Here is a 24,030-nt window from a genome sequence, read left to right as displayed (position 1 = left end):
CTCACTCGAACCGCCGGGAAGAGTTTTACTGAAAGTTGTTCGGTAAACTTCCGGTGACATCGGGCAGGCGACCGTGCCGCCTGCGCATCGGTGACACATACGAAGAGGAGCCTTCGTGCCCAGGCCGCGCACCCCTCTGCTGGACCGCCGACGCATCGGCGCCGCAGCGCTGAGAATCGCCGACGACCAGGGGTCCCTCACCATTCCCGCCCTGGCCAGGGAGCTCGGCGTCGCCCCGTCCGCGCTCTACCACCATGTGTCCGGCCGGGGCGAGATCATCTCGCTCATGCGGGAAGAGCTGGCCCTTGAGACCAGCCCCGACGACTGGGACGCGTCACAGCCCTGGGAGCAGGCCCTGGAGGAATGGGCCCGCTCCTACCGCAAGGCCTTCGCCGCGCACCCCGGGGCGGTACCCCTGCTCGCCACCGCCCCGCTCGCCGAACCCTTCATGCACGCGATGTACGAGAAGGTCGCCGAACTCCTGCTGACCGCCGGCTTCACCGCGAGCCAGGTCATGCCCCTGATCAACGCGCTGGAGAGCTTCGTCCTCGGCTCCGCCCTCGACCTCGTGGCCCCGCCGGTGATGGTCTCCGACGTGACCCGCGAAACCGCCCCGCACCTCACCGCCGTACTCGACGACACCCCCACCGACCACCGCCGCGCCGAACTCGCCTTCGACATCGGTCTCGGCGCCCTGATCACCGGCTTCCGGGTGCTCCTTCCCCGGTGACCCGGCTCGTACCGCCACACAAGCTCACGACCCGAGGAACCGTCATGACCGCCTCGTTCCACGTCCTGACCACCGGCTACGCCGACACGCGGGTGGCCGGCACCGTCTCCCTGCTCGTCGACGGCGAGACCGTCGTGATCGTCGACCCCGGCATGGTCGCGGACCGTCGGCTCATCCTGGACCCGCTGGCGCCCCACGGACTCGCCCCCGAGGGCGTCACCGACGTGATCTTCAGCCACCACCACCCGGACCACACGCTGAACGCCGCCCTGTTTCCCGAGGCCCGCTTCCACGACCACATGGCCATCTACCAGGACGACGTCTGGGAGGACCGGAACGCCGACGGATACCGCATCTCCCCGTCGATCACACTCATGACGACCCCCGGCCACACCGCCGAGGACGTCAGCACCCTCGCGACGACGGACGAGGGCCTGGTGGTCCTGACCCATCTGTGGTGGACCGCCGAGGGACCGGCCGACGACCCCTTCGCGCCGGACCGCGATCAACTGCGGGCGGCCAGGGAGAAGGTCCTGGCACTCGGCCCGGCCCTGATCGTGCCGGGACACGGTGCCCCCTTCGTGCCGTCGGCGTCGACGCCCCTCTAGTAGACTGTCGCGACTAAGTGTCGTTCTGGTTGGTGGAGTTGGGGTCGGGCAGGCTTCGCTTGATGCTTCCGTTCGGCCGGGCAGGGGTGCCGTGTCCTCGCAGAAGAAGTATCCGGTTGTCTTGAGTGCCGAAGACCGTCGGGCGTTGGAGCGTGTGACGACGACGGGGGTCCGCAGCGCGTCGATGATCAGGCGGGCGCGGGTGCTGCTCGCGTTGGACACCTCGGCCGGCGAGGTCGCTCCGCGGGCGGTGATCGCGGAGCGGGTCGGGGTCTCGTGCGATTCGGTCCGCCTGATCTCGAAGCGGTACGCGGAGACCGGCGGCGATGTGTGGGCCACGGTCGGCCGGAAGGAACGCGCACTGCCGCCGGTGCCCTCCCCGGTGACCGGCGAGGTCGAGGCAAGGCTGATTGCGCTGGCCTGCTCGAAGCCGCCCAAAGGACACGCCCGCTGGTCGCTGCGCCTGCTGGAGAAGCACGTCGCGCTGGCCGAGGACATCCCGGATCTGGACCACTCCACGATCGGGCGGGTCTTAAAAAAACGGAACTGCGCCCTCACGTGAAGAAGTGCTGGACCATCCCGCCCGCTGCGAATGCGGCCTTCGCCGCGGCGATGGAGGATGTCCTGGCGGTCTACCACCGGCCCTTCGACCCGACGCGCCCGGTGGTGTGCATGGACGAGAAGCCGTACCAGTTGCTCGGCCACGTCCGTGATCCGCTTCCCGCGCGGCCGGGCCGTGACCGCCGCGAGGACAACGAGTACGTCCGCTCGGGGACCTGCTCGATCTTCTGCTGGGTCGAGCCGCTGCGCGGATGGCGACGCGTGGACGCGCAGCCCCGCCGGACCAGGGTCGACTGGGCGCACCAGGTCGAGCACCTGCTGACCGTGGACTACCCCGACGCCGCCACGGTCGTGCTGGTGATGGACAACCTCAACACCCACACCACCGCCTCGCTCTACGAGGCGTTCGACCCGGCAAAGGCCTTCGCGCTGACCCAGCGCCTGGAGATCCACCACACCCCCAAACACGGGTCCTGGCTCAACATCGCCGAGATCGAGCTCTCCGCGCTCACCCGCCAGTGCCTGGACCGCCGCCTCGACGACCTCGCCGTACTCAACGCCGAACTTGCTGCCTGGCAGCAACAGACCAACAGCAACCAGCGCCAAGTCGACTGGCAGTTCACCACCGACGACGCACGCGTGAAACTACGCCACCTCTACCCAACCATACAGCGAAATTAAGCCGCGACAATCTACTAGGTCCTGTCTCCCCGATCTTCGCGGATCAGCGCGCGGCGTCTGGTGCTGGGGGCACCTCCCACGCCCTTCAGGCAGTAGGGGAGCATCGGCGTGCGGCCGCATCGCCCTCGTACTGGACGTACTTGGGTGATGCGGCCGTGCGGCGGTGGGGGCACCGCCCGCGCGAGCGAAGCCGAGCGTGGGGGAGCCGTGCCAGGCGTCGTGCGCCCGCGAAGATCGGGGAGACAGGGCCTAGCCCGGCCTGTCCCGTAATAGGCCGCGGCAGGAACGTAGTCGGGGTCAGTGCTGGGCGAACTGAACCCCGGTCCGTTGCACGACGTCCGGCCGTATCGCGATCCCGGTGATGGTCAACCGTTCTCCGTAGATGTCCGTGACTCTGATCGAGCCGCCGCAGCCGCTGCCGTTCTCGGAGAGGAAATAGTTGTATCCGGTACGGGGCAACTGCCGCCAGCCGTCGCCGGCCCGGACCTCCAGGCGCGCGACCGGGTTGCGGTGGCCGATCGCCTGGATGCCGCACCAGTAAGGGCTCGACCCGGTCTTGTACCTGATGGAGATCGTCTCGGACGTGCTGGGACTCAGCAGCTCCCAGGTGATCGGTATCCGGCCGACCTTGAGATCGTCGAGTTTGGCGAAGGCCTGCTGGCTGAGGTCGAGTTGCCCGGGTGCGCAGGGCAGGGGGCATACGTTGGTGATCCGTACCGTGATCGACTTGCCGTTGGCCGCACGGACCAGCACGTGCGCGCCGCAGGCCCTGGACGTCTCGTAGTCCGTGGCGTTCATGGCCGCGATCATGAGGTCGGGACTCGGGCCGAACAGGCAGGCGCCGTTTCCGTCGGCGGCCTCGTAGGCGGTGGCGACCCCGGTGTAGGGGGTGTTGGGCCGAATCCGCCCTGCCAACGATGGCGTGTTGGGCGCCGCTCGCGGGGGCCGTTTCGGGGTGGCTTTGGCCGAAGGGCGTGCTGGACGGGTCTTCGCAGCGGCCGTCGGCGTCGGGCTGCCGGTCGCGGTCGGCTTCGCCGACGCGCTCGGGGTGCCCGTCGTGGTGGTGGCTCTCTCCTGGGCGGTGGCTCTGGGTGTGGCCGCGGCATGCCCTGCCTCCGCCTCGCGGTCGGGGAGCGACCACCCCATGGCCAGGTAGGCGAGAACGGCCGCGGCGGTCACCGCCACCAAGGTGGTTCCCAGCGCAAGCCTGCGTCGTTGCCTGCGCTGACGCGCGGCCTGTCTCGCTGTGTTCATGCCTGTCCGTTCCATGGATCGAGCCGGTGGTGCACTCCTCAGTGGCCGCAGAGACCGAAAAGGTTGCCTTCGATTTCTCACTGGGCCTACGGAGTTCTCACCGGGCCTACGGAGTTCCGCGGCAGGCGTATCCGGACGGCCTGTCAGGGGCCGTTCCCGCTGAACCGTCCGGTGGCGCGACTGCACCTTTCGGATGACCGGAACCCGCCCTGTCGGCGGGGGTTGTCTCACCGGTCGGCGGAGTGAATGCCTCAACTCGCCGCGCTGGGATGGAGGTGCTGGTCAGGACTAACGAGGAGTAGGTGCATGAGCAAAGTGAGGCCCAGGGCCGTGACAGCGCTGGCGATCGCCGTGGCGACCGTCTCCGGCACCGTGACGGCGGCCGGGGCCGCCGACACCGGGGGGATACGGACGGACCTTCGTGCCGATGTGAACCGCGACGGTGCGGTCGATGTCTCCGGTAGTTCCGATGTCGCGGGCAAGACGACGTGGAGCAGCGGGCGGGGCGCGATCTTCCTGCCGAACATCGGTGACAAGCAGCGGCGTTGCAAGACGAGGACGCCGGACGGCCGCTGGCTGTCCAATGCCCGGCTCGAGGCCTGCAACGACGCCCAGGGCAATGTCGTACGGGCCCCCGAGTACCTGGCGCCGCTGCGCACGGTCCCGGTCGACAACGTCTCGGACACCGCCGCCGGTGGCCTCCAGCTGGTCGGCGCGGGCAAGTCCAAGGTCCGGCTGTTCCTCAAGCGCGGCGACACCTGGACCTACGTCACCGCCGGCACCCGCGTCACCGCCGCCGAACTGCGCGCCGGACTCCAACTCGGCCTGGACGGGCGGGACGTGATCCGGGAGGACTGGGACGGCCGGACCACCGTCCGGTTCACCGTCACCGACGGCGACCGCACCTCCACCGACGAGGTCATGCTGCGCGCCGCCCCCCTCCTGACCCAGCACCACCTGCAGCGCGCCGAGCAGGCGCTGGTCGTGGACGGAAACCGCAACGACCCCAACCAGCGGAAGTTCGCGCGAGAGTTCGCCAAGGAGGCGCGCAAGGCCGGTATCACCAAGCCGACGTACAAGTTCAAGGACGGCTCGGACATCTGGGCGCAGGACTTCATCGAGCCCGGCTACGTCAGCATGCCCGGCCCGGGCGGCAAGCCGCGCGTCCTGCGGGTGATGATGCGGTCGGCGCAGATGGACCGCCCGGCCGGCAAGCAGGTCTTCGAGCTGCGCGGCCCCGGTGTCGGCGTCGTGCAGGTCAACAAGGGGAAGTACGACCAGATCAACTCCACGGGCAACCTGGAGACCATCCCGCCGTACGCCCACGACGGCACGTCCTACCCGGCGGGCCGGATCATCACCGGCCGGCACGGCTCCCGGCTGCCCGCGCACACGGCGTTCCTCAAGGCCCAGCAGGCCCAGGATCCGCTGGTGCTCGACACCGGCTGGCTCGGCATCGGTCACGTGGACGAGTTCGTGCAGTTCCTGCCCGCAGACACCCCGCGCGGCTGGAAGATCGGCATCGCCGACCCGGAGGGCACGCTCGCCCTGCTGCGCAAGGCACAGCGCGACGGGCACGGCCACACCAAGGTGTTCTCCATTCCGCGCTCCTACGCCGATGGCCGCATCCCCACGATCGACCAAGCCCTGTCCGACAAGAAGCTGCTCAAGGACAACGCCTACGCCGCCCGGAAGATCAAGGAGAACCTGGCACTGCTGAAGCGCGAGACCGGCGTCACCGACGCCGAGATCGTGAAGATCCCGGCGATGTTCGAGCGCTTCGGCTTCCCCGGACAGGACGGGGCGCCCAGGCTCGGCGCCTACTACCCCGGAGCCGTCAACGGGGTCGTACTCGCCCCCCACAAGTACCTCGCCCCCAAGCAGTGGGGCCCGGTCGTGACCGGCAAGGACATCATCGCCGAGGCGGTGACCAAGGCGTACGCCAAGGTCGGCACCCGGGTGCGCTACCTGGACGACTGGCGCACCCACCACGTCGGCGGCGGCGAGATCCATTGCGGTACCAACACCGTCCGCGCTGCCGGCACCGCTTGGTGGAGCTCCCCCAAGTAGGCCCGGACCTCAATCCCCTTTACCCCCTTACGTAGGAGACTCGAGTGAGATACCGGAAGACTCTGCCCTTGCTTGCCGCCGTGGCCTGTTTCGCGACCGCCTGCGGTGGCGCGTCCAGCACCAACCAGGCCGCCCCGTCGGCCAGTTCCTCCGCGGCCGGCTCGTCGCCGGCCTCCGAGGCCTCCGAGGAGCGGAACAAGAAGCTTGTTCTGCGCCTGTACTCGGAGGCGTTCAACGAGAACAAGACCGACGTGGTGAAGGAGCTCGTCGGCACCGACTACGTGCAGCACGACAAGTCCGTGCCCGGCGGAGCCGACGGGCAGCTCAAGCAGTTCAAGGACCTCAAGGCGAAGATCCCCGGTGCGGTGGCAACCGTCAAGCGCGTGGCCACGGACCGTGACTTGGTGGCCGTGCACTGGCACGCGTCCGCCACCCCGGCGAACGAGGCGACCGGCGAGGCCAAGGTCGACCTGTACCGGGTCGGCAACGGCAAGCTGGTCGAGCACTGGGGCATCACGCAGACCGTCCCGGCGAAGACGGCCAACGGGAACTCCTTGTTCAGCGACGTGTACCGGTACCCGAAGGGTGCACCGAACCTGTCCGAGGAACAGGAGGAGAAGAACCGGAAGTTCGCGGTCGACGCGTACCGCAAGCTCTCCGACGGTGACGCGAACGTGATCGACAAGAGTTGGGATCCGCGGTACTACCAGCACAACCCGGCGATCGCGAACGGAACGGCTCCGCTGAAGCAGTTCCTGCAGCAGGGCACGCAGGGCGACGCCTCGCCCAGCAGCGCCTCCACCGAGGGCGGCGGGACCCGGTTCGGCAACACCCTCGCCGACGGGGACCTGGTGTGGGTGTTCAGCTCCGACTACGTCGTAGCGGACATCTTCCGAGTGGTCGACGGAAAGATCATTGAGCACTGGGACGTGGCTGCCGACGAGCAGTAGCCCGGCCGGAAGGACTGAACGGCGGCGGGATGAGCAAGCCTCGTGTGGACCGGCGAGGGACCAGGACCGGCTGTACGAGCCGATGCCGGTCCACACAGGTGCCGGCGTTGATGAGAGCGATCAGCAGGTCGACCGCTTCGTCGCTCACCTGGTCCGGACGCAGGCTGAGCGTGGTGACGGGCGGGGTCGTCGTCCCGTAATCCGGATCCTCGCTGATGCACGCCACCAGCAGATCCCTCGGTACTCGAAGCCCGTGGTGCCGGGCGGCGGCGAGGATGTTGTGACCGGAGTCGGAGTAGATGCCGATGACGGCGTCCGGTCGCGGATCGCGGTCGAGCAGCCGGCCGACCGCATCCCGTTCCGCCGTGAAGTAGTCGGGTACGGAGGCGTACTCCTCGACGAGGGCGGGCAGGGCGCGTTCGGCGCACCAGGACGCATAGGCACGCTCGATCAGGTGCGGGTACTCGTCGTCGTGCAGGGGCAGGGAGAGCCCGATCCGCCGGGCGCCGGCCTCGGTGAGGTGGTCGAGCAGGAGGCGCAGGCCCGCGTCGTAGTCGGTTTCGACCCATGCGTCGCCCCAGCGCGGCTGGGGCGGCCGGCCGTCGCAGACCATGGGGATGCCACGCTCCCGCAGGAGGGAACACACCGGGTCGTCGGCGCGCGGACCGACATGGATGACGCCGTCCAACGGCGTGTTGAGCCACATCCACGGTGACAACGAACTCGGCATCACCATGAGCAGGTAACCGCGCTCCTGCGCAGCGCCGATGGCGCTCAGCGCCAGCTGTGCGTAGTACGGGATCACGGTGTACGGGACGGGAAGGTCGCCGTACGTCGTCATGGTCAGACCGAGCACTCCGGTGCCGCCGCGGGCCAGGGCACGGGCGGTGCCCGCCGGGGCGTAACCGAGTTCGCGCGCCGCCGTGAGCACGCGCTGCCTGGTCGCTTCGGAGAGCCGGCCGGTGCCGTTGAGCGCGTTCGACACCGTGGCGGTGGAGACCCCGGCCCGTGCGGCCACGGCGCCGAGCGTGGGGCGTTGCCAGACACGCGAGCTTCTCATGTTTCCCCAACAGCGCCCGTTGTTCCCCAACAGCCCGTGACGGGTTGTGGTTAACGCTTTAATCACTCAGCGTACCGGCGACGGCCGGGACAGCCGCCGGGCGCGTCACATGAACATGAAAAGAGGAAGCGGTGGAGGCGACGAATACGCAGGTGCGGACGGGCACCATACCTCCGGTCGTAGCGGCGCGATATGCGCTGTGGACGTTTGTCATCGTCAACTTGGTGATCGTCGAGGCCTTGTTCTTCACGGCCGGGACCGGCAAGAACGGGGTGCTCACGGTCGCCAAGTTCTTCGGCATGCACGCCGCCCTGCTGCTGCTGTGCCAGCTGCTGTTGGTGGCCCGGCTGCCCTGGCTCGACCGTCGTATCGGCATGGACCGGTTGACGGTGTGGCACCGGTGGGTCGGCTTCACCCTGATGTGGACCCTCCTCACGCACGCCTTCCTGGTGGTGCTGGGCTACGCGACGCTCGATGACGCGTCGATGACGAAGACGTTCTTCGCGCTGGCCGGAGTGCCGGCCTCCCTGTTCGGGATGCTGGCCGCGGCGATCGTCGTCGTGGTCGCCGCGGTCTCCGCCCGACAGGTGAGACGGCGACTGCGGTACGAGACCTGGCACGGCGTGCACCTGCTGCTGTACGTGGCGTTGGGGCTGGCGTTCGTCCACCAGTTGCAGGAGCCCACCACCTTCAAGACCTCCGCGTTCGCGACGACCTACTGGTGGGCGCTGTGGCTGTTCGCGTTCGGTGCCCTGGTCACGGGCCGGATCGTGATGCCGCTGTGGCGCAACGCCTATCACCGCTTCGAGGTCGCGGAGGTGGTGCGGGAGTCCGACAACGTGGTGTCGGTGCGCGTCACCGGCCGTAACCTCGACAAGCTGCCGGCCCGGGCTGGCCAGTTCTGCATCTGGCGGTTCCCCGGGCACAACCACTGGTGGCTGGCCAATCCGTTCTCGCTGTCGGCGGCACCCGACGGCCGCAGCTTGCGCCTGACCGCCAAGGCGGTCGGCAACGCCAGCGCAGGCCTGCGGAACGTCCCGGTCGGGAGCCGCGCATTCGTCGAAGGGCCGTACGGAGCGTTCACCGCGCTGCACCGAACGCGGCCCGGCGCACTCCTGATCGCCGGAGGAGTGGGCATCACGCCGGTCCGAGCCCTGCTGGAGGAGGAACCGGCCGGTGACATCGTCGTGCTCTACCGGGTGCGCAGCGAGGACGACGCCGTACTGATCGACGAGGTACGAACTCTGGTCGCGGCCCGCGGCGGGCGACTGCACCTGCTCACCGGCCGCACGGGCGAGACGAGCCCGCCGTTCGAGCCCGACAACCTCCTCGCCCTGGTTCCCGACCTGGCCGAACGCGACGTCTACGTCTGTGGCCCGCCCGCGATGACCTCGACCGTGCTCAGCTCCCTGCGCAGGCTGAAGGTCCCCCAACAACAGGTGCACGCCGAGCGGTTCGGCCTCGCCTGACGCTCGGGAGACGACGGGCAGACTCGGAGCGCTGCGTGGACGTGCCGCGCAGCGCTCCGAGCGGACCGGTCAGAACTGGCAGGTGTCCATCCAGCGCGTGACCAGGGAGGTGTTGTTCTTGTCGGCTTCGCGGGCGGGACCGCACAGGAACTGGCCGAAGCGGGTGTCGGCACGCAGCCAGAGGCTGAAGAACGACACGATCCACTTACCCTGCTTGGCCTTGTTGCCGTAGCCCGTCATCGGACACAGATGGTCGCCCGGAACCTCGATGTACAGCTTCTCGGCCCGGGACATGGAGTTGTACCAGGGCACCGCGAAGCTGTTGCCGTGGGCGACAGGGTCGCTTTGACAGGTCAGGAAGAACGTGGGATCGGTGACCGCGGAGAAGTTCTGGTTCGGGTAGTACGGGGCCGTGGGCACGCCCGCCCGGAAGCGCGCGTCGTCCCGGAGGGCCGCCATCACGCCACCGCCGCCCATCGAGTGACCGGTCGCGCCGAGCGTGCCGTTGACCTTCCCCGATAGCGGGTTTCCGGGGGCGTTGCCGAGCGCGAGCAACTGGGTTCCGGCGGCGCTGATCTGCCGGCCGCGCGATGCGGGATCGTCGGTGAGTGTGCTGGTGCCGACGTTGATGACGACGAAGCCCCAGGAGGCGAGTCGGGGTGCGAGCCACCGCAGGTTCTGCTGTGTGCCCTGATAGCCCGGCATCAGTACGACGCTCGGGTACGAGCCCCTGGCCGTCGGGTACGTGACCGTGCCGGAGCCGTACCCGCGTGGGTTGGGAACGGTGTAATTGGCGGTGGCCAGCGGCCCGTTGGCGGCTTCGAGGGAAGCGGTCGTCGGGTCCGGGATCGCGTTGATCGCGGGCTTGCCCTGGGACAGCCGGTCGGCCGCGGCCGGCTGGGCGGCGGCTGTCAGCAGAGTCAGCGCCAAGCCGAGGGTGGTCGCCAGAGCGATCAGTGCCGTCACGGCGCGGGGTCGGGACCGTAATGGCGCGTTCGTGTCGGTTGAACAGCTGGATGGACGCATTGCTTGACCTCCGGATAGCGGTGAGAGCGCGGCAACCGGATAGCGAAGTGCGCTACCGGGACTGTTCGAAGAGCCAGTCGATGACCACGTCGTTCTCGTACGTCTGGGCCCATGAGAGGTGCGGGTTCACCGGTGTCGTTCCGGGCGGGTAGCTCGTGAACAGGACGTGACTGCGCGTGGCCCGGGCCTCCCGCAGGAGCGCCCGGGAATTGGCCTCGAACTGTGCCTTCGGCAGATCGTTGGCCCATTCCCCACGGGTGACCCGAGCACCGGCGCTCTCCAGCGCGTTCATCAGCGTCCAGGTGCCGGGCTTGCCGAACCGGCCCTCCCGGTAAGGGACTACCGGGTCGTCGATGGAGTGGTCGGCCCACATCGGGATGTGCGTGATGCTTTCCATGGCGGCCGTCTCGCCCCAGCCGGCCGTGGGCAGGGCTGCCGCGAACACCTCCGGTCGCTTCGCCAGCAGGCTGTAGATACCGCGCCCGCCCGAGGACAGGCCGACGAGATAGAGCCGGGCCGTGTCCACGTTGCGGGAGTGCTCGCTCACGAAGGTGTCGATGAGTTCGCTCAGCGCGGCCTGGACCTTGGCGTCGGTCCAGTCCGTGCCGTCGGGTCCGTCCATGGGACGGGGCAGGGGGATCTGCGGAGAGAGGACGAACGCGGGGTCACGTCGCTGGCGTTCCGGTTTCGCGAACGTGACCGCGATGCGGTTGGAGGTGAGCTGGGTCATGTTGTTGTCCGCGACTTCGCCACCGCCGTGCAGGGTGACGACGAGCGGGTACCGCTTGCGCGTCCGAGGGTTCCGTACGAATCCCTCGGGCTGGTACAGCCGGAAGTCCAGTTCAAAACCCGCGGAGTCGGTGAAGGATCCGGCGGTGAAGTCGTCGACCACGGGAGTGATGACGTCGTCGTTGCGGCTCGCGAACGGGCCGGCCTTGAGGACCGGTTCACCTCCCGGGGTGCGTACGTCCTCCACCTGCCTGACGGAGTACGCGCGGTCGAGCGGAAGGGGATCGGTGCCGGCGGCCCGCGCGTTGGAGTCGCTCGGGTCCAGTTCGATGATCAGGCGGTCCCCCGGCCGTCCGGGGCGAGAGCGGCCGTCCACTTCGGAGGTGGCGTTGGAGTAGACCCGGGTCACCGTGCGAGCCGCTGTCTGCCCGCCCACTGTGGCCTTCACCTGGAAGGCCGAGGGCGGGATCACCGCGCCGCGTAAGTCGATGCGATGTGCGTACTGGACGGCGACGGCTGTCACCAGCCAGTTGTTCCTGGGCGTCACGCTCGTGACGAGGTCCGTACGCAGGACTGGATTGAGCCCGGAGGCCGCTCCTCGCTCAGGTGTGGCTGTCGGGGTGTCGGCGGCCGCGGGGGTCGCTGTGCTCACGGCCGGAGCCGCGACGGCACCTGCGGTGACGGCGAGCACCGTACGTCTGGTGATCCGTCTCATGGGTTCTCTTCTCGGTCGGTGGGACCCAACTGAGGCCTGGGACACCAGAGTTGAAGCACCGGCGTTCGGTGTCCAGCATCAAACCGAGATCGGTCCATGCGTTCAGCGCATCAATGCGTGCGCGCGCACCCCTGAGCCGAGTCAGTCGGTGGCGTGCCGCCCGGCGCGGCGCTGGCGGGGCAGGGCCGGCTTGGCGGGGGTGGTGAGCGTGAGCTGGCGGACGAGCTGCTGGAAGGAGAGCAGGGCGGTGACCGGTGGAAGGGCCGCCACGGCCATCGAGACCGGCGTCTTGGGCGCGTGGGCGACGCACAGGCACATCGCGACGGCGGAGAACAGCAGCACCACGGCCCAGGAGTGCGCGGCGCGGCGGCGGTGCAGCGCGGCTCGCAGGATGGACAACGAGGCCACCAGCCAAGGTCCGTAGACCAGCAGCGGCCACCATGCGCCCAGCCCATGGGCCCCCGGGGACGCCACCCGGCGCAGGGGGTCGTAGGCGACCAGCGCGCCGAGCACGCTCACCATGGCCACGATCACCGCGGTCAGTGCCGCGATGGTGAGGCTCAGCACCTTCAGCCACGGCCTCTGGAACCAACGGGCGCACCGCACCAGCCTGCTGGGCCGCCGGCGGGCACCGCGCTTGCGCGGGACGTGGGGCGCCGCGGAGACCGGCGTGTCGGGAGTGCCGGTCTGGAGCAGACGGGTCAGGTCCTGGTCGAAGTCCCACTCGGTGTGCAGGCCTTCGGGGAGCGTGGGGTCGAGCACGTCCGCTCCGAAAGAGCCCGGGTGGTATCCAGTGCTGTCCAACCCGTCCTCGGGCTTGGGCCAGTAACCGCTCATGCCGTCACCGTGCCCTGCGGGCTCATCGTCGCCATGCACTCCCCAACGAGGGGAAAATTAGCTGGATACGCCCAATTTAAAAGCAATGTACCCATATTGATGCGCTTAATGATCTTCTGATGTGTGGCCTCGGCCGATGTGTGGGCGATCTCTCTCCCGAGGGGCAGATCACGAGGTCACGACGCATGGGAGCCTTCGATGGACAGCCCGAACGGACCTCCGGCGTGGCCTCTCGTGGGCGGTGAGTCCAGAGTCGTACTAAGATTTCCGGCTTGTTACGAAGCTGGAGCCGGACAACCCCAGGCAGACCTGCGGACCCGCCAGCGCCCCGGAGGTTTCCGGGAACGAGAGGCGAGGTCGCGATGGCAGCCATACACGAGAGCAGTGCTCTCGGTGTGCTCGACGCAGAGATCCGCGAACAGTTCGGCGATACGGCACGTTTCTCCGCGGGCCCCGCGGCCTCTCCCCGCAGCCTTGTCGACATCTTCGAGGCCTCCGTCCGCTCCTATCCGGACGAGCTCGCCCTGGACGACGGCACCCGCCCGCTCACGTACCGGGCGCTGGCCGTCGAGGTGGAGAACCTGCGGCGACGGCTGAGCACGGCCGGGGTCGGCCTCGGCGACCGGGTCGGCGTACGTGTCCCCTCAGGGACCAATGACTTGTACGTGGCCATCCTCGCCGTACTGGCCGCCGGCGCCGCCTACGTTCCCGTGGACGCCGAAGACCCCGACGAGCGGGCCGAGTTGGTGTTCGGCGAGGCCGGAGTGCGGGCGGTCGTCGGGGCGGGGCACGAGCTGACCGTCGGCGAGAAGAGCGAGACGCCCGCCGCGCGGCCCGGTATCGAGCACGACGCCTGGATCATCTTCACCTCCGGCTCGACCGGCAAGCCCAAGGGCGTCGCCGTCAGTCACCGCAGCGCCGCCGCCTTCGTGGACGCCGAGGCCCGGCTGTTCCTCACCGAGGAGCCGATCGGGCCCGGCGACCGGGTCATGGCAGGGCTGTCCGTCGCCTTCGACGCCTCCTGCGAGGAGATGTGGCTGGCCTGGCGGTACGGGGCCTGTCTGGTGCCGGTGCCGCGTTCCCAGGTGCGCAGCGGCGCCGATCTCGGGCCCTGGCTGGTGGAGCAGGAGATCACCGTGGTGTCCACGGTGCCGACGCTGGCCGCCCTGTGGGAGCCGGAGGCCCTCAACGACGTACGGCTGCTGATCTTCGGCGGCGAGGCCTGCCCGCCCGAGCTGGTCCAGCGGCTCGTGACCGAGGGACGCGAGGTCTGGAACACGTACGGGCCGACCGAGGCCACCGTCGTCGCCTGCGCCTCGCTGATGACCGGTGAGGAGCCGATCCGGATCGGGCTGCCGCTGAACGGCTGGGAGCTGGCCGTCGTCGACGAGGCCGGGGAGCCGGTGCCGATGGGCGGCAGCGGTGAGCTGGTGATCGGCGGGGTGGGCCTGGCCCGCTACCTCGACCCGGAGAAGGACGCCGAGAAGTACGCCCCGCTGGAGTCCTTGGGCTGGAAGCGGGCGTACCGCAGTGGTGACCTGGTCAAGGCCGAGCCGGAGGGGCTGGTCTTCCTCGGGCGGGCCGACGAGCAGATCAAGCTCGGCGGGCGGCGGATCGAGCTGGGCGAGGTGGACGCCGCGCTGCAGGCCCTCCCGGGTGTCCAGGGTGCTGCTGCCGCCGTGCGCAGCGCGCGCAGCGGCAACCAGCTGCTCGTCGGCTATGTGGTGACGCAGGAAGGCTGGGACCACGCGGCGGCCGTCGAGAAGCTGCGTGCCGAACTGCCCGCCGCCCTGGTCCCGTTGATCGCGCCCGTCGACGAGCTGCCGACGCGTACGTCCGGCAAGGTCGACCGGAACGCGCTGCCGTGGCCGCTCGAAGGCCTGGAGACCGGTGGCCCCACCGAGCAGCTGTACGGCACCGAGGCCTGGCTCGCAGAGCAGTGGAGCGAGGTGCTCGGCATCCCGGTGGGCAGCGCGCGGGACGACTTCTTCGCGATCGGCGGCAGCAGCCTGGCCGCCGCCCAGCTCACCACCAAGCTGCGCACCCGCTACCCCAGCGCCGCCGTGGTCGACCTCTATCAGCACCCCGTGCTGCGCAAGCTGGCCCGGCACTTGGAGAAGTCCGCGCAGGACGACGGGGCGTCCCGCTCCGTACAACCCGTACCGCTGCGGGCCAAGGTGGCTCAACTGCTTCTGCTGGTCCCGCTGTTCACGCTCCTCGGGCTGCGCTGGACCGTGGCGCTGACCGCGCTCGGCAACGTACTGCACTGGTTCGGCCCGTACCCCTGGGCTCCTCAGACTTCCTGGTGGGCCGTCGCTGCCGGGGCGGCGCTGCTCTTCAGTCCGCCGGGGCGGCTCGCGATCGCGGCGGGTGGTGCCCGGCTGCTCCTACGGGGCGTCAAGCCCGGCCGGTATCCCCGCGGCGGGAGCGTGCATCTGCGGCTGTGGACGGCGGAGCGGCTCGCCGAGTTCAGCGGTGCGACCTCGCTGACCGGGTCCTGGCTGGAGCGGTACGCGCGGGCGCTCGGCGCCAAGATCGGCCCCGACGTCGATCTGCACTCGCTTCCGCCGGTGACCGGCATGCTCAAGCTCGGCCGCGGTGCCGCCGTCGAGTCCGAGGTGGACCTGTCCGGGCACTGGCTGGACGGCGACCGCCTGGAGATCGGCACCGTCAAGGTGGGCGCCGGCGCGGTGGTCGGCACCCGCGGCATGCTCTTCCCTGGCGCCCGCGTCGGCAAGCGGGCCGAGGTGGCCCCCGGCTCCGCCGTCTCGGGGCACATCCCCACCGGTCAGCGCTGGGCGGGCGCGCCCGCCGTCAAGCTCGGCAAGGCGAAGCGGGACTGGCCCAAGGAGCGTCCGCAGAAGGGGACGTACTGGCGCGTGATGTACGGCGCGACCGGTCTCGCCCTGAACGCGCTGCCGCTGGTCGCGGGCCTCGCCGCCCTCCTCGTGGCGAGCCTCTTCGTCTCGCCGGACGCCGGGCTCGGCGGGGCACTGCGGGGCGCCGCGCTCGCGCTGGTTCCGGCGACGCTGACCTTCGGTTTCGCGTACGCGCTGCTCCTGCTGATCTCCGTACGACTGCTCAGCCTGGGCCTGCGTCCGGGCACGCATCCCACGCACAGCCGGATCGGCTGGAAGGCCTGGACGGTCACGCAGCTGATGGACCGCTCGCGCGAGACGCTGTTCCCGCTGTACGCCGGGCTGGTCACGCCGGTGTGGCTGCGGCTGCTCGGGATGAAGATCGGGCGCGGCGCCGAGGTGTCCACCGTCCTGGCGCTGCCCAGCCTCACGACGGTCGGCGAGGGCGCCTTCCTCGCGGACGACACATTGACCGCTCCGTACGAGCTCGGGGGCGGCTGGATGCGGATCGGGCGGGCGGAGATCGGCCGCCGGGCCTTCCTCGGCAACTCCGGGATGACCGCGCCGGGCCGCTCGGTGCCGGACGGCGGCTTGGTCGGCGTACTGTCCGCGACGCCGAAGAAGGCCAAGAAGGGCAGCTCGTATCTGGGCCTGCCGCCGGTGAAGCTGCCGCGTGCGACGAGCGACGGCGATCAGAGCCGTACGTACGACCCGCCCGCGCGGCTGCTGTGGGCTCGCGCGCTCGTGGAACTGTGCCGGATCGTCCCGGTGTTCTGTTCGGCCGCGCTGGCCGTGGTGACGGTGGCGGCGCTGAGCGTGCTGGGGGCGTGGGCGTGGCTGCTCGGCGGCGTGGTGCTGCTCGGCGTGGGTGCGGTCGCCGGCCTGGTGTCCATCGTGGCGAAGTGGCTGCTGGTGGGCCGGCACCGGACCGGTGAGCACCCGCTGTGGAGCGGCTTCGTGTGGCGCAATGAGCTGGCGGACACCTTCGTCGAGGTGGTGGCCGTGCCGTGGCTGGCCGGTTCCGTGGCCGGTACGCCGCTGATGTCGCTGTGGCTGCGCGGGCTCGGCGCCCGGATCGGCAAGGGCGTCTGGGTCGAGAGCTACTGGCTGCCCGAGACGGACCTGGTCACGCTCGGGGACGGCGCCACCGTGAACCGCGGCTGCGTCCTGCAGACCCACCTCTTCCACGACCGGATCTTGCGGACGGATACTGTGGTCCTCCGTGAGGGCGCCACCCTGGGCCCGGGCGGAATCGTTCTGCCCGGCAGCACCGTCGGGGCGCGCAGCACACTGGGACCCGCATCCCTCGTCATGGCGGCGGAATCCGTTCCCGACGACACCCGTTGGCTGGGCAACCCGATCGAAGCATGGCGTTCCTAGGCGCGGCCCGTACGGCGCCGGGGGCGGGGGCACCGGCACGTCGTACGAGCACAGGGCAGGGAGCGGACACAGCAGTGGTTCAGCGGACAGTGGGAGCGGACCCGTACTTCCCGGCGAACGGGGATGCCCGCTACCGGGTGCACCGGTACGAACTCGCCCTGGACTACCGTCCCGGCCCCAACCGGCTGTCCGGCACCGCCCGGCTCAACGCCATAGCGGGCCGGGGGCCGCTCGCCGAGTTCCTGCTGAACCTCGCCGACTTCAAGGTGGGCCGGGTACGGGTCGACGGTCGGGCGCCGCACTACACGCACCGGGGCGGCCGGCTCCGCATCCGCCCGGCGAAGCCGATCCGGGCCGGGGCCGCCTTCACGGTGGAGGTGCACTGGTCGGGCAATCCCAAGCCGGTACGCAGCCCCTGGGGCGGGCTCGGCTGGGAGGAACTGGAGGACGGGGCGCTGGTGGCCAGCCAGCCGGTCGGGGCGCCGTCCTGGTACCCGTGCAACGACCGGCCCGCCGACAAGGCCTCGTACCAGCTGTCGATCACCACGCCGTCCGCGTACTCGGTGGTGGCGGGCGGCCGGCTGCTGACCCGGACGACGAAGGCTTCGACGACCACCTGGGTCTACGAGCAGTCGGCGCCCACCTCCAGCTACCTGGTCGGGCTGTCCATCGGCAAGTACCAGACGGTGCTGCTCGGCGACCCCGGTCTCGGCGGTGTGCCACAGGCCGGGCACATCCCTGCGCACCTGCTCACCCCGTTCTCCCGGGACTTCGCGCGGCAGCCCGCGATGATGGAGCTGTTCGAGGAGGTCTTCGGCCCGTATCCGTTCGGTGAGTACGCGGTCGTCGTCACCGAGGAGGAGCTGGACGTCCCCGTGGAGGCACAGGGCTTGTCCCTGTTCGGCGCCAACCACGTGGACGGGGCGCGGGGTTCGGAACGCCTCGTCGCGCACGAGCTGGCGCACCAGTGGTTCGGCAACAGTGTGAGCATCGCCGACTGGCGGCACATCTGGCTGAACGAAGGGTTCGCGAAGTACGCGGAGTGGCTGTGGTCGGAGCGGTCGGGTGGGCGCAGTGCGCAGGCGCTGGCCGCTTTGGCGCACCGGAAACTCGCCGGGTTGCCGCAGGATCTCCAACTCGCGGACCCGGGGCGCAAGTTGATGTTCGACGATCGGCTCTACGAGCGGGGCGGGCTGGTTTTGCACGCTGTGCGCTGCGCGCTGCGCGACGAGTCCTTCTTCCGGATGCTGCGCGCATGGGCTGCGCTGCATCGGGGTGGCGCGGTGACGACGGAGTCGTTCACGCGGCACGTCGCGCGGTATGCGTCCGATTCGCTGGACGACCTGTTCACGGCGTGGCTGCACGAGACGGCACTGCCGCCGCTGCCATCCGCCTCCGGCGCGGTGATTCCGGCTCGCCCGCCGTATCCGCCCACTGCGTGAGCGTTTGCCTCCGGCGGTTGGGCGGTTGGGCGGTTGGGTTCGTTTTCGGCTGCGGCGCCGTCGTGGCTGGTCGCGCGGCCGCGCCGGGTGCCTCCGGCGGTTGGGCGGTTGGGTTCGTTTTCGGCTGCGGCGCCGTCGTGGCTGGTCGCGCGGCCGCGCGGGGTGCCTCCGGCGGTTGGGCGGGTGCGGGTGCGTGGTGGTTGCTCGCGCAGTTCCCCGCGCCCCTTGGGTGGTTGGTGGGTGCGGGGCCGCGGGCCGGTGCGTCAGCCCGTCGCCAACAGGGCATACGACCCCTTGCTTCCACAGGGCGCAGGTATGCCCAGACCGAAGCTAAGCGACGGGCATACGACGCACCGGCCCACGTCCCCTCCCGCCGGCGGAAAGCTGCCGGTAGTCGGGGGTCCCGGCTTTTCCGCGCGGCCGGGTACGGGGCGCGGGCCCCTTCCGAGGCGCGGGCTGGTACCGGGCGCGGGCCCATTCGGGCCGCGGGCTGGTTCGGGGCGCGGACCCTTCCGGGTCGCAGGCTGGTACCGGGCGCGGGCCCTTCCGGGCCGCGGGCTTGCTCGGGGCGCGGGCTTGCTCGGGGCGCGGGCTTGCTCGGGGCGCGGGGAACTGCGCGACCAGCCACAACGCACCCGCAGCCGCGACACAACATGTCACCCACCACCCCGGTAGGCACCCCACCCACCGGCGGGCGAGCACTCCACCCACCCGCCGTAGGCGCCCCACCCACCCCGCCGGAGGCAGGGGGCCTGGGGCGGAGCCCCCAGTTTCGGGAAGGGGCGGGGCTGGGGAAAGGAACCCCTCGTTCAGGTGGCGGCCGCGGCACAATGGGGCCATGTATCGACGTGGTTCTCGGCAGCGGGCACGTGGTCGTGCGGCGGATGCCGGTGCGTGTCCCTGCGGCCTCGGCGCGGCGTACGCGGAGTGTTGCGGGCGCCTGCACTCGGGCGCGCAGGCGGCCGCGACCGCCGAAGCGCTGATGCGCTCGCGTTACTGCGCGTTCGTGCGGCACGACGAGGCATACCTGCTACGGACGTGGCATCCGCGAACCCGACCGCCCCGCGTGGAGTTCGAGCCGGGGATCCGCTGGACCGGGCTGGAAATCCTCGGCACCGGCGAGGGGACGGCGTTCCACAGCAAAGGAACCGTCACCTTCCGCGCCTCGTACGCCGGAGGCGCACTGCACGAGCGAAGCCGGTTCGAGCGCGTCGACGGAGCGTGGGTGTACGTCGACGGGGAGTTCATCGAGTAACCGGCAGCGGACATCGAGCTGCGGGCGCACCTCGGCTCAGGGCGCCAGTATGTCCAGTTCCTGAAGAGCGCCCACCGCGATCTCCCGGGTCAGTTCCTCCGCACGGGCCGCGTCCCGCTCCCGTACCGCCTCCGCGACCTTGACGTGCAGGGTGACGGCGGCCGGGTCGGGATCCCAGAACATGACCTGGTGGCGGGTGCGGCCCGCCAGGACCTCCGCGACGACGTCGCCGAGGCGGGCGAACATCTCGTTGCGGGACGCGTTGAGGATGACCCGGTGGAAAGCGACGTCGTGGAAGAGGTACTTCTCGAGCTGATGGCCGCGTGAGCTGGCCACCATCCCCAGGGCGCACTCGGTGAGTTCAGCGCACTCTTCGGCCGTGGCGTGCTGGGCGGCCAGGCCCGCGGCAACCGGTTCGACGGCGGAACGCAGCACGGTGAGCGAGCGCAGCTGGCGCGGACGGTCGGCGCCCGCGAGACGCCACCGGATGACCTGCGGATCGTAGACGTTCCACTCGGAGGTGGGGAGCACGGTCACGCCCACCCGGCGTCGTGACTCGACCAGGTGCATCGACTCCAGGACCCGTACGGCCTCCCGCATCACCGACCGCGACACATCGAAGCGCTGTGCCAGTTCGTCGGTGCGCAGGACGCTGCCCGGCGGGTACTCACCCGCGGTGATGGCGGGACCGAGGCTCTCCAGTACATGGCCGTGCAGCCCCCGGCCCGGTGTGGTCATGGGGTTCAGCCTACGAGGCGGTCTACGCGAGAAAAAGTCAGACCTTTATGGCACGGACCCTTGAATTCGTATGACTAATGAGTTTCAGTGTCGTGCACGGATGCGGCACCCGTCGATGTCGACTGCTCGATGTCAGCCCATCCGGTGACGAAGAAGAAGACAGCGAGAACACGATGAATCAACCGCGGTTCCCCCATGTCGTCGTGGTCATGGGCGTCGCAGGCACCGGCAAGACCACCGTCGGGCCGCTTGTCGCCGACCGGCTCGGCGTGCCGTACGCCGAGGGCGACGAGTTCCACCCCGAGGCCAACATCGCCAAGATGTCGGCCGGTACGCCGCTCACCGACGAGGACCGCCGGCCCTGGCTGGACGCCATCGGCCGATGGGCGCACGAGCGGGCCGGGCTCGGCGGGGTGGTCAGCTGCTCGGCACTGAAGCGGAGTTACCGCGACCGTTTGCGGGCCTCCGCGCCCGGCGTCGTCTTCGTCCATCTCAAGGGTGACCGCAGGCTCATCGAGGACCGAATGGCGCACCGTCAGGGGCACTTCATGCCGACGGCGCTGCTGGACTCCCAGTTCGCCACCCTCCAGCCGCTCGAGGCTGACGAGGCGGGTGTCGCCGTGGACGTCTCCGGCAGCCCGGAGGAGATCGCCGAGCGGGCCGTGACCGCACTGCACGGCCTCGACCGGTAACTCCTCGCCCAGTAAGGCCCCGAGCCCCCCCTGAGCAGTAACTCCCCCTCCCCCCAAGCCACTCAAGGAAGAACACCGTGACCAGTCTCAGTGTCGAGATGCTGGCAGCGGAGCCCGTCGAGCCGATCACCTCGGCGGGTCACGCGCAGCTCGGCATAGCCGTCCTGGCGGGCATAGCCGTCATCGTCCTGCTCATCACCAAGTTCAAGCTGCACGCCTTTCTCGCGCTGACCATCGGGACGCTGGCACTGGGCGCCATCGCCGGGGCGCCGCTCGACAAGGCCATCGAGAGCTTCAGCGCCGGCCTCGGCTCGACGGTCGCCGGTGTGGGTGTCCTGATCGCCCTCGGTGCCATCTTGGGCAAGCTGCTCGCGGACTCCGGCGGCGCGGACCAGATCGTCGACACGATCCTGGCGAAGGCCGGTGGGCGTTCGATGCCTTGGGCGATGGTGCTGATCGCCTCGGTGATCGGGCTGCCGCTGTTCTTCGAGGTCGGCATCGTGCTGCTGATTCCGGTCGTTCTGATGGTCGCCAAGCGCGGCAACTACTCGCTGATGCGGATCGGTGTCCCGGCCCTCGCGGGTCTGTCCGTGATGCACGGTCTGATCCCGCCGCACCCCGGTCCGCTGGTCGCGATCGACACCGTCAAGGCGGACCTCGGTGTCACCCTCGCCCTCGGTCTGCTCGTCGCGATACCGACCGTGATCATCGCGGGTCCGATGTTCTCGAAGTACGCGGCCCGCTGGGTGGACGTGCCCGCCCCCGAGAAGATGATCCCCCAGCGCACCTCCGACGACCTGGAGAAGCGTCCCGGGTTCGGCGTCACCATCGCCACCGTGCTGTTGCCGGTTGTGCTGATGCTGGCCAAGGCGTTGGTGGACATCGTCATCGACGATCCCGAGAACACGGTGCAGCGCGTTTTCGACGTGGTCGGGTCGCCGCTGATCGCGTTGCTCGCGGCTGTGATCGTCGGCATCTTCACGCTTGGGCGGGCGGCCGGGTTCGCCAAGGACCGGATCTCTACGACGGTCGAGAAGTCTCTCGGGCCGATCGCGGGCATTCTGCTCATCGTCGGGGCGGGTGGCGGTTTCAAGCAGACGCTGATCGACTCCGGGGTGGGTCAGATGATCCTGGACATCTCCGAGGACTGGTCGATACCCGCGCTGCTTCTCGCGTGGTTGATCGCGGTGGCGATTCGGCTTGCGACGGGTTCCGCGACCGTTGCCACGATCTCGGCGGCCGGGCTTGTGGCGCCGCTTGCGGCCGATATGTCTACGGCGCATGCGTCTTTGCTGGTGCTGGCTATTGGGGCGGGGTCGTTGTTCTTCAGCCATGTGAACGATGCCGGGTTCTGGCTGGTGAAGGAGTACTTCGGCCTTGATGTCGGCCAGACGATCAAGACGTGGTCGGTGATGGAGACCATCATCTCGGTGGTCGCCGGGGGCGTGGTGCTGCTGCTGTCGCTGGTCCTTTAGCGGGGTCGACTCCTCGGGCGGGCACAGGTTCCTTTCCCCAGCCCCGCCCCTTCCCGAAACTGGGGGCTCCGCCCCCAGGCCCCCTGCCTCCGGCGGGGTGGGTGGGCGCTTACCGCGGGTGGGTGGATTCGGGGGCTGGGGCACCTCCGGCGGGTGGATGGGTGCGTGGAGTGGGTGGGGTGCCTACCGGGGTAGGGGTGACATGTTGTGTCGCGGCTGCGGGTGCGTTGTGGCTGGTCGCGCAGTTCCCCGCGCCCCTAAAAAAACCTGCGACTGCCCGCACCCCGACGAGCAAGCGAACCGAAAAGCCCCCGCCCCGGAAGAGGCCCGCACCCGGAGGACCCAGCGAACCGAAAAGCCCGCACTCCGGAAGGGGCCCGCGTCCCGGAAGGGGCCCGCGTCCCGGAAGGGGCTCGCGCCCTCGTACCAGCCCGCGCGGAAAAGCCCGGACCCCCGACTACCCGCAGCTTCCCTCCGGTGGGAGGGGACGTGGGCCGGTGCGTCCTATGCCCGTCGCTTAGCTCCGGTCTGGGCACACCAGCACCCTGTACCAGCAAGGGGCCGTACGCCCCGTTGGCGACGGGCTGACGCACCGGCCCGCGGCCCCGCACCCACCAACCACCCAAGGGGCGCGGGGAACTGCGCGACCAGCCACACTCAACCCGCAGCCGAAAACGCACCCAACCGCCGGAGGCACCCCGCGGGGAACTGCGCGAGCAACCACAACGCACCGTCAGCCGCCCAACCGCCGGAGGCACCCCGCACGGCTGCGCAACCAGCCACAACGGCGCCGGGCCGACAACGAACCCCCTACAGACGCCAATGCGAATGCTCCCGCTTAGCCCACTCCCTGCTCACCGACCCCGTCCGCATCCCCCTCCGCGCCTCCGGATCCGCCAGTGCCATGCCGATGTGCCCGGCCAGGACGATGCCGATCGTCAGGGCCAGCCAGTCGTGGACGAACGTCGCGCTGGTTCGCCACACCAGTGGCGTGAGATGCGTGAACCACATCATCAGCCCGGTGCCCAGCATCACCAGCGTCGCCCCGGCAATCCACGCCGCATACGTCTTCTGACCGGCGTTGAACTTCCCAGCCGGACGCGACTCGGGCCGGGCGTCACGCCGCAAAGCCGACCGCAGCCACAGCCGGTCGTGCGGCCCGAACCGGTTCAGCAGCCGCAGGTCCGCGCGGAACGCCCGCGAGACGAGCCCCACCAACACCGGAACCGGCAGCAACAGCCCCGACCACTCGTGCACCACAACCACCAGCGCACGCCGCCCGACCAGTTCCGCCAGCTGAGGCACGTACAGGCAGGCGGCGGTCACCACACACACACCCATCAACACAGCCGTCACCCGGTGCACCCACCGCTCACCACGGCTGAACCGCCGCACCCGCCCAGAGGCGGCAGAGCCCGAGGAGGCGGCGGAGGCGGCGGAACCGACGGCCTCGTCGGACCCCGCCGAACCACCCGCCCGCGCCGAACCAGCCGACGGCGC

19 protein-coding genes are annotated in these 24,030 nt (G+C 69.8%); 12 read left to right on the top strand and 7 right to left on the bottom strand.

Annotated features, from left to right (window positions below; genetic code table 11):
- The first annotated feature begins 115 nt into the window (after window positions 1–115).
- The 4 genes from OHT21_RS37715 to OHT21_RS37700 all read left to right on the top strand — a co-directional run bounded on the left by OHT21_RS37715 (window position 116) and on the right by OHT21_RS37700 (window position 2,580).
- Window positions 116–730, top strand: coding sequence for a TetR/AcrR family transcriptional regulator C-terminal domain-containing protein (locus tag OHT21_RS37715; protein WP_328772751.1), 615 nt, complete (start codon window positions 116–118; stop codon window positions 728–730).
- Between the two features lie 44 nt (window positions 731–774).
- The gene (locus OHT21_RS37710; protein ID WP_328772750.1) at window positions 775–1,338 is read left to right on the top strand and encodes an MBL fold metallo-hydrolase; all 564 of its coding nucleotides are present in this window, start codon (window positions 775–777) and stop codon (window positions 1,336–1,338) included.
- 121 nt (window positions 1,339–1,459) lie between these two features.
- Window positions 1,460–1,900 carry a helix-turn-helix domain-containing protein gene (locus OHT21_RS37705; RefSeq protein WP_328768325.1) on the top strand — a complete coding sequence of 147 codons (441 nt, stop codon included), beginning with the start codon at window positions 1,460–1,462 and terminating at the stop codon, window positions 1,898–1,900.
- Window positions 1,897–2,580, top strand: a complete 684-nt coding sequence (locus OHT21_RS37700; RefSeq protein WP_328772748.1) for an IS630 family transposase — start codon at window positions 1,897–1,899, stop codon at window positions 2,578–2,580. The genes OHT21_RS37705 and OHT21_RS37700 overlap by 4 nt, the downstream gene beginning before the upstream one ends.
- Before the next feature lie 297 nt (window positions 2,581–2,877).
- Here OHT21_RS37700 and OHT21_RS37695 read toward each other — a convergent pair whose 3' ends face one another.
- A complete protein-coding gene (locus OHT21_RS37695; protein ID WP_328772747.1) occupies window positions 2,878–3,834 on the bottom strand; it encodes an expansin EXLX1 family cellulose-binding protein in 957 nt (318 codons plus the stop codon).
- A 306-nt stretch (window positions 3,835–4,140) separates the two neighbouring features.
- Between OHT21_RS37695 and OHT21_RS37690 the strand changes: the two genes are divergently transcribed.
- Window positions 4,141–5,904, top strand: a complete 1,764-nt coding sequence (locus OHT21_RS37690; protein ID WP_328772746.1) for a protein-arginine deiminase domain-containing protein — start codon at window positions 4,141–4,143, stop codon at window positions 5,902–5,904.
- A 44-nt stretch (window positions 5,905–5,948) separates the two neighbouring features.
- Window positions 5,949–6,854 (top strand): nuclear transport factor 2 family protein, encoded by a 906-nt coding sequence (locus OHT21_RS37685; protein ID WP_328772745.1) that lies wholly within the window; start codon window positions 5,949–5,951, stop codon window positions 6,852–6,854.
- Here the strand turns inward: OHT21_RS37685 and OHT21_RS37680 are convergent.
- Window positions 6,817–7,914 (bottom strand): LacI family DNA-binding transcriptional regulator, encoded by a 1,098-nt coding sequence (locus tag OHT21_RS37680; protein WP_328772744.1) that lies wholly within the window; start codon window positions 7,912–7,914, stop codon window positions 6,817–6,819. The two genes, OHT21_RS37685 and OHT21_RS37680, sit on opposite strands and share 38 nt — an antisense overlap.
- 131 nt (window positions 7,915–8,045) lie before the next feature.
- On the opposite strand from OHT21_RS37680, the gene OHT21_RS37675 reads away from it, so the two are divergent.
- The gene (locus OHT21_RS37675) at window positions 8,046–9,383 is read left to right on the top strand and encodes a ferredoxin reductase family protein (RefSeq protein ID WP_443050521.1); all 1,338 of its coding nucleotides are present in this window, start codon (window positions 8,046–8,048) and stop codon (window positions 9,381–9,383) included.
- Window positions 9,384–9,452: 69 nt separating this feature from the next.
- Here the strand turns inward: OHT21_RS37675 and OHT21_RS37670 are convergent, their stop codons facing one another.
- The 3 genes from OHT21_RS37670 to OHT21_RS37660 form a co-directional block, all read right to left on the bottom strand.
- Entirely contained in the window at window positions 9,453–10,349 is an 897-nt protein-coding gene (locus OHT21_RS37670; protein ID WP_328772743.1) for a poly(ethylene terephthalate) hydrolase family protein, read from the bottom strand.
- Window positions 10,350–10,461: 112 nt separating this feature from the next.
- Complete coding sequence (locus OHT21_RS37665; protein ID WP_328772742.1) at window positions 10,462–11,853, bottom strand: prolyl oligopeptidase family serine peptidase; 1,392 nt, start codon at window positions 11,851–11,853, stop codon at window positions 10,462–10,464.
- A 141-nt stretch (window positions 11,854–11,994) separates the two neighbouring features.
- Window positions 11,995–12,690, bottom strand: coding sequence for a DUF2637 domain-containing protein (locus OHT21_RS37660; RefSeq protein WP_328772741.1), 696 nt, complete (start codon window positions 12,688–12,690; stop codon window positions 11,995–11,997).
- Window positions 12,691–13,052: 362 nt separating this feature from the next.
- Here OHT21_RS37660 and OHT21_RS37655 point away from each other — a divergent pair, with 362 nt between their 5' ends.
- From OHT21_RS37655 to OHT21_RS37645, 3 genes are all read left to right on the top strand, one after another.
- Window positions 13,053–16,928: a Pls/PosA family non-ribosomal peptide synthetase gene (locus OHT21_RS37655; RefSeq protein ID WP_328772740.1), complete on the top strand. Its 3,876-nt coding sequence runs from the start codon at window positions 13,053–13,055 to the stop codon at window positions 16,926–16,928.
- An 89-nt stretch (window positions 16,929–17,017) separates the two neighbouring features.
- A complete protein-coding gene (locus OHT21_RS37650) occupies window positions 17,018–18,370 on the top strand; it encodes a M1 family metallopeptidase (protein WP_328774376.1) in 1,353 nt (450 codons plus the stop codon).
- Window positions 18,371–19,208: 838 nt separating this feature from the next.
- Complete coding sequence (locus OHT21_RS37645) at window positions 19,209–19,625, top strand: YchJ family protein (RefSeq protein ID WP_328772739.1); 417 nt, start codon at window positions 19,209–19,211, stop codon at window positions 19,623–19,625.
- Between the two features lie 36 nt (window positions 19,626–19,661).
- On the opposite strand, the gene OHT21_RS37640 is transcribed toward OHT21_RS37645, so the two are convergent.
- Window positions 19,662–20,363, bottom strand: a complete 702-nt coding sequence (locus OHT21_RS37640) for a FadR/GntR family transcriptional regulator (protein WP_328772738.1) — start codon at window positions 20,361–20,363, stop codon at window positions 19,662–19,664.
- A gap of 173 nt (window positions 20,364–20,536) precedes the next feature.
- Between OHT21_RS37640 and OHT21_RS37635 the strand changes: the two genes are divergently transcribed.
- Both OHT21_RS37635 and OHT21_RS37630 read left to right on the top strand, forming a co-directional pair.
- Window positions 20,537–21,055: a gluconokinase gene (locus OHT21_RS37635; RefSeq protein WP_328772737.1), complete on the top strand. Its 519-nt coding sequence runs from the start codon at window positions 20,537–20,539 to the stop codon at window positions 21,053–21,055.
- A gap of 77 nt (window positions 21,056–21,132) precedes the next feature.
- Window positions 21,133–22,530, top strand: a complete 1,398-nt coding sequence (locus OHT21_RS37630; RefSeq protein WP_328772736.1) for a GntP family permease — start codon at window positions 21,133–21,135, stop codon at window positions 22,528–22,530.
- Window positions 22,531–23,340: 810 nt separating this feature from the next.
- Here OHT21_RS37630 and OHT21_RS37625 read toward each other — a convergent pair.
- Entirely contained in the window at window positions 23,341–23,925 is a 585-nt protein-coding gene (locus OHT21_RS37625; protein ID WP_328774375.1) for a cytochrome b/b6 domain-containing protein, read from the bottom strand.
- Window positions 23,926–24,030 lie beyond the last annotated feature (105 nt).

Source organism: Streptomyces sp. NBC_00286, assembly GCF_036173125.1.
Taxonomy (GTDB): domain Bacteria; phylum Actinomycetota; class Actinomycetes; order Streptomycetales; family Streptomycetaceae; genus Streptomyces.
This window is presented reverse-complemented; position numbering and strand designations above follow the sequence as displayed.